This is a genomic window from Streptomyces sp. Ru72, assembly GCF_002920635.1.
Classification (GTDB): domain Bacteria; phylum Actinomycetota; class Actinomycetes; order Streptomycetales; family Streptomycetaceae; genus Streptomyces.
In genome coordinates this window covers 1-6,238 of record NZ_PQSR01000189.1, presented here as the reverse complement: position 1 = coordinate 6,238, position 6,238 = coordinate 1, and the positions used below count along the sequence as shown (strand labels likewise).

The 6,238-nt window shown below is 73.3% G+C and carries 4 protein-coding genes; all 4 read right to left on the bottom strand.

Annotated elements, in window-relative coordinates:
• Positions 1 to 2,364 (bottom strand): serine/threonine-protein kinase (locus tag C3488_RS38810; protein ID WP_103845527.1); only part of this gene is annotated, 2,364 nt, incomplete at its 3' end.
• Positions 2,361 to 3,683, bottom strand: coding sequence for a hypothetical protein (locus tag C3488_RS38805; protein ID WP_103845526.1), 1,323 nt, complete (start codon positions 3,681 to 3,683; stop codon positions 2,361 to 2,363). The genes C3488_RS38810 and C3488_RS38805, both read right to left, overlap by 4 nt.
• 87 nt (positions 3,684 to 3,770) lie before the next feature.
• The gene (locus C3488_RS38800; protein WP_103845525.1) at positions 3,771 to 4,775 is read right to left on the bottom strand and encodes a glutamate ABC transporter substrate-binding protein; all 1,005 of its coding nucleotides are present in this window, start codon (positions 4,773 to 4,775) and stop codon (positions 3,771 to 3,773) included.
• 14 nt (positions 4,776 to 4,789) lie between these two features.
• A complete protein-coding gene (locus tag C3488_RS38795; RefSeq protein ID WP_258053917.1) occupies positions 4,790 to 6,163 on the bottom strand; it encodes a hypothetical protein in 1,374 nt (457 codons plus the stop codon).
• Positions 6,164 to 6,238 lie beyond the last annotated feature (75 nt).

The window sequence follows — 6,238 nt, the reverse complement described above, 5'->3', positions numbered from 1 at the left end:
TCCCCGGCCGGCGCGCTGCCGCAGCCGCGCGCGGACGGCGGCGACACGGGCGGCGGTGTAGTGGATGGACGCCTCCGGCACGGACTCCAGGGTACGCACGGCGCCCTGGCGGTCACCGGCGGCGAACTGGACGCGGGCCAGACCGAACGCCGCGCTGACGTAGCTCGGGTCGGTCGTCCACACGAGGCGGTAGTACTCGGCGGCGTTGTCGAGCTGGCCCAGGACCTCCGCGCACAGGCCGAGGGCCAGCTTGGGTGCGGGCTCGCCGGGGAAGGCGTCGTAGACCGCGTCGAAGGAGAGCGCGGCGGCCTCGTGGTCGCCCGTGACGAGCGCGGTGACGCCCCGGTACCACACGACCCGCCAGTCGTCGGCGTGGTCCGCCTCCAGGGCCGCGAGGGCCTGCCCGGCACCCGCCGTCTCGCCCATCTCCAGCCGGGCGCGCAACTCGCGCAGCCGCAGCTCCGGGGAGGCGGCGGGCGCGGTCCGCAGAGCGACGATCAGCTCGGCGGGCGCGGAGGCCATGAGACCGGCCAGGAAACCGGCGTTGGGGTCGCCGGGGTCGACATGCGGGACGGGCAGCGCGAGCGCGGCGGCGGGGGCGTCGACCGGCTTGACGACGGCGGCGGTGCCGGCGGCCGCGCCACCCGTGCTCCCGGCCACTCCCGGACGGGTACCGGCGCCGGAGACGGCGGGGGCGGCGCCGGGAGGGGCGGCAGGGGGAGCGGCTGCGACGGCAGGGGCGGACACGGCCCCCACGGCGCCGGAGCCCGGCGTGCCCGGCAGCGCGCCCCCGGTTCCGGAGCCCGCCGTTCCTGTTGTGGCGGGCAGGGCACCCCCGGCCGCTCGGCGCAGGCGGCGCGCCGGTACCACCCGTGCCCCCAGCCGCGACACCTCCCCGGTCTGCTTCGGGAACAACTCCGTGTCCGTGACCCTGAGTTCCGAACCGAACAGGGTCGACAGCGCGGGCCTCGGACGGCCCGTCCGAAGGGCGACGACCTCCCGCAGCACCCCCGTCAGCTGCTCCGACATCTCCTGCGCGGAGGCGAACCGGCGCGCGGGGTCGGGGTCGGTGGCGCGGACCAGCAACCGGTAGAAGGACTCGTACCGGCGGAACACCTCGATGGTGTCCGGGTCGGGCAGGGAGTCGGCGTAGGCGTTCGTGTAGCCCTGGAAGTCGAAGGTGAGCACCGCCAGGGTGCGCGCGACCGTGTACAGGTCGGAGGCCACCGACGGGCCGACCTCCGCGACCTCGGGCGCCTGGTAGCCGACCGTGCCGTAGATGGCCGACTCGTCGTCGTCCATCCTGCGCACCGCGCCCATGTCGATCAGCTTGAGCTGGTCCTCGGTCTGGATGGCGTTGTCGACCTTGAAGTCGCAGTACAGCAGGTTCCGGCTGTGCAGATGGCCGAGCGCCTCCAGCGCCTCGATGCCGTACGCGCACGCCTGCTCCACCGGCAGCGGATCGCGTCGCCCGTCCGGTGCGCGACGCTCGTTGGCGATCTCCTTCAGCGACTTGCCGCCGACGTACTCCATGACGATGTAGCCGTCGAGCGAGCCCGTGCGCTGGTCCAGGTGCTCGACGAAGTTGTAGATCCGCACGATGTTCGCGTGCTCGATCTCCGCGAGGAAGCGCCGCTCGGAGATCGCCGCGGCCATCGCGTCCTGGTCGCCGGTGTCCAGCAGGCCCTTGAGGACCACCCATCGGTCGGAGACGGCGCGGTCGACCGCCAGGTAGATCCAGCCGAGCCCGCCGTGCGCCAGGCAGCCCACGACCTCGTACTGGCCGTGCACGATGTCGCCGGCCTTGAGCTTCGGCACGAACGAATAGGGGTGGCCGCACTTGGTGCAGAAGCCCTCCGTGCGCCCGGGCCGGTCGCCGCGGGCCCGCCCCACCGGGGCCCCGCAGTCGGAGCGCGAGCAGAACCGCTTGCGCTCGGGCACCTCCGCGCGCTCCAGCACCATGGCGCGCGGGTCGGGCCGCGGCACCGCCGGGACCTGCACCAGGCCCAGGCCGAGCCGGCTGCGACCCGAACTCCCGGCCGTGGAACCGGAGCTGCGCACCGACACCGAACGGCCGGTGGACTTCCCGGACAGCCGGCCCGACACCGAGCGCCGCGACTGCGACGACCGCCGGGACTGCGACGACCGCGACGACGCCCCGGAATCGGGCCGCACGCCGCCGGTTCCCGAGCCCTGGGAGCCCTTGCCGTCCGCGGCGCCTCCCGCAGGCGGCGAGCCCTCCGCGCCCTTCGCCGAGACGACCGGCGCGAGCCCGCACGTGTCGCAGTACAGCTCGCCGCCGCCCACGTCCTCGTACGACCCCTCGCAGCCGGGCCGCTGGCACGTCCGCCCCGCCTGACTCATGCCTCCCCCCTCCGGTCGGCCGGTGCGCCCGGCTCGGGCACACGCGCGCCGAGCAGTTCCGCGGCCGCCTGCTGGTAGCGCAGCACCGCCTGCTCGGCGGCCCTCAGGTCGCAGGGCGCGCTCCACAGCATGCGGCGGGCCGTGTCGTACCGCTCGACCACCAGCGGGTCCTCCGCCAGACCGTGCCGGGCCACCTTCGCCTTGTACGCGTCGAGGCGGCCGCGCAGCTCGGCACGGACCGCGAGCGGCGCGGTGACCGCCGTCAGCGACTCGCGGGCGCGCTGGAGTTCGTCCTCCGCCCTCTGCTCCAGCGAGTCCAGGAGCGGTGAGAGGCGGTGCCACTGGGCGTGCCTGCGGTACTCGGCGGCCGTCGCCAGCTGCTCCTGCAGCGCGGTGGGCGGACCGCTGACCGCGGGGACCTCCGAGGCGGCGATCTTCGCCAGCACCTCACCGCGCGCGCTGCGGGCCTCGGCCAGGGTGCGGTCCGCGCGGCTGAGCAGGTCCCGCAGTCTCACGAGCCGCTTCTCGGCATCCTGACGTACCGTCAGAACAGCGTCGATCTCCCGGCGTACGTCCTCCAGGGCGCGCGCCTGGCGGTCGTACACCGTGGTGTCCGGCCTGCCGCCACCGGGCGCCGAACTCCCCTGGGCCGGGACCCAGTACGCCAGCGGGTCGGAGACCACCTGCTCGCGCAGCCTGGTCAGGGTGCGGGTGATGCGCTCCAGGTCGTCGCCCGCCGGATGCTCGCCGGGGCGTACACCCACCGAGTGGGCGAGCTGACGTGTGCGCTGCAACTCGGCGGCCAGTAAATCGATTCGGGCGGGCAGTGCCGACCACACGGCGTCGGCGGCGACGACCATGTCCAGCGAGGACGCGTACAGGTCGTTCATCCGGTCCACGAGCTGCTCGAGGGTGAACTGCTCGCTGAGCCGGCCGGTGCCCGCCAGGGTCGGCGCGTTCGCCGTCGCCGTGGTACCGCCCGCGACGGTGACGCTCGGGCCGCGCAGCAGTTCGGTCAGCTCGGCCAGGTCCTCGCGGCTCGACCAGCGCCTGCGGGAGCGGATCTCCCGCGCGGTGCGCAGCGTGTCCGTGTACGCGTCGAAGTACGCCCACAGCAGGGTGATCGACGCCTCCGCCGAGGCCCACCGCTCCTTGGTGACGCCGGTCAGTTCGGCGCCCTCGAGGAGCCTGCGGCCCGCGTGGTCCTGGAGGGCGAGGAGCGAGGTCTCTATGGCCTCGTGCTCCGCGCCGAGCCGCGCCAGCGCACGGTCCACCTCGTCCCGGTCCAGTACCGGCCCGGTGGGTCCCGTGACGCCCATCGATCACCTCTCGCTCTCGTCGTTCCCCGCGCGCGTGTCCGGTGCGCCGGGGCAACTCTCCAGTGGTACCAAGCCGGTTGCGCCGGTTCAGGTGGAAGGCGGCTGCGACGGCGTCGAGTCCTTGCCCAGGGTCTGGGACAGCCACCTGGTGTACGAGGCCTGCCAGCCGTTCCTGCGGTAGTCCTCGAGCACCTGGTTGACCCGGCGTACCAGATCCTTGTCATCCTTGTTCATCGCCACGCCGTAGTACTCGGTCGTGAAGGGCTTCCCCTTGAGTTCGACGGTCGGGTCCTGGGCGGCCTGGCTCGCGGCGAGCGCGCCGTCGGTGACCACCGCGTCGACCTCGCCCAGTTGCAGTCTCACCAGGCAGTCGAGCTGGTTGGGGACGGTGGTGGAGATGTCGGCGGACGCGGCGAGCCGGCCGGACTTCCGGTCCTCGGTCAGCTTCGCGCCCGCGGTCGAACCCTGGGCCGAGCAGATCCTCTTGCCGGCGAGCGACGTGTCGTAGCCCGTGATCGGGGACGACTTGGGGGCGAGCACCTGCTGGCCGGTCGTGAAGTACGGCTCGGAGAAGGAGACGTCCGCCAGTCGGCCGCAGGTGATCGTCATGGTGCGCACGACCATGTCCACCTGGTGGTTCTTGATGGCCGGGATGCGCTGGTTGGTGGGGATGGCGTGGAAGCGGACGGCATCGGGCCTGCCGATGATCTGCCGGGCGATCTCGCGGGCGAGGTCGATGTCGAAGCCCTCGAGGTCGCTGCCCTTGGTGTTGGGGTCGCGGTAACCCCAGTGGTAGCTGTTCTGGTCGACGCCCACCGAGAGATAGCCGCGCTGCTTGATGGCCGTGACCGCCGGACCGCTCTCGTCGCTCGACGGCGGCGGGCTCATCCGCTCCGGGTGGCCGCCGCAGGAGTCGTCCTTGGCCTGTGCGGCCCTGGCGAGGCCCGGGCCGCCGGTGCCCGTCGAGCCGTTGCCGCTCGGGCGGGTCAGCGGCAGAAGCAGCGCGAGGACGAGGGTGAGCGCGCAGACGACGACCATGGCCGCCACACCGCCCCAGCCCTTCAGGCTCGCCCGCAGGCGCCGTGCGATCATCGCCGCTCCCCCTCTCACCGGTACTCCGACAGCCTGCGCCCGATGCCGAGTACCGCTCCGGACGCGCCCAGCACGGCGAGGACGGCCGCGCCCACCGGGAGCCCGGTCATGGCGTCCCGGCCGTCGCTCGCCGCCTGCACGAACTCACTCTCCTCGTGGTCCAGCGCCTTCGCCAGGTTCGCGTCCACGCTGTCGAAGCACTCGCCGGTGGGCTGGTCCGCCCGGGATCCGATGATCTTGTTCAGGGCCGCCTGGTAGTTGCCCTCGTCGTCGGCCGCCCTGGCCTGCTTGTGGCGCTCCTGCCACACCTTCATGTTGCCGGTGGCGGCCTTCACGGGCTGCTCGCCCGACTGGTCGTCGGCGAGGGAGGCCGCCTTGGCGAGGCTCGCGCGGAGTGCGTCCATGTCCCGCTGGAACGCGTAGTCGTAGGCGTCCTCGACCGCCCCGCTCGGCAGCTTCTTGGTCTCGGCGCCGCGGCTGACCAGGGTCAGGTTCTCGTTGCCGCGCGCGTTCAGGGACGCGATACGGGCGTCGTGCAGCACGTCCAGCGAGCGGATGCCGTGCGCGTACGAGGAGCTCAGGCCCGCGCGGGCTACGCTGTGGCCGGCGGCAAGCCACAGCAGGACGATCGCGGAGGCGGCCGTGGCGGCGACCAGACCGTGGTTGAGCACCCGGTTGGTGCGCAGGTAGTGGCGGCGCTGCGCCCAGCCGAGGGCGGCGAGCGCGAGAGCGCCGAGGGCCAGGGCGAACCAGGGATACGGGGTCGCGTGCGCGTAGTCGGAGCGGAGCCGCTGGTTCTCCTTGGTGTACAGGTCCTGGGCGGCCGGCAGCATCTCCTGCTGCATCTTCTCGTTCGCCGCCCGCAGATAGGCGCCGCCCACCGGGAAGCCCTGGCGGTTGTTGGCGCGGGCACGTTCGATGAGGCCCTTGTACTCCGGGAGCAGCGTGTTGAGCTTGGTGATGGTGGCCGCGGAGGGGGAGCCGGGCTCGGCGTTGGCCGCGGCGGTGACCAGCTTGGCGGCGGCCGTCCGGATGTCCTTCTCGTACCGGAGGGTGGTCGCGGCGGGTTCCTGGCCACCCGCGAGGAATCCGCTGGACGCCGCGGTGTTGGCGTCGGCGAGGGAGCGGTAGATGTCGGCGGCGCCGGCGCTGAGCGGCTGGCTGCGGTGCAGTACGTCGTCGGCGGCGCCCGCGCGGTCGGTCATCTGCCAGGCGGTGACGGCACCGAAGGAGACGACGAGCAGGGCGAGGACGGCGCCGATGACCCGGAGCCGGCCGGGCTCGGTGGCTGCGGCGGCGCGCAGGCGGTCGGCTCCCTCGGCGAAGGCGGTGCGGCGGGGTGCGAGGGGGGTCGCCGGTGGGGCGACGCCCTGCTGCAACTGTGTCACCTGACCTCCCCCTTGGCCATCCGTCGCGGCAAGTATCGCCGCCGGGGGTGCTGTCCGCACAGGGCTTTGGGTGAT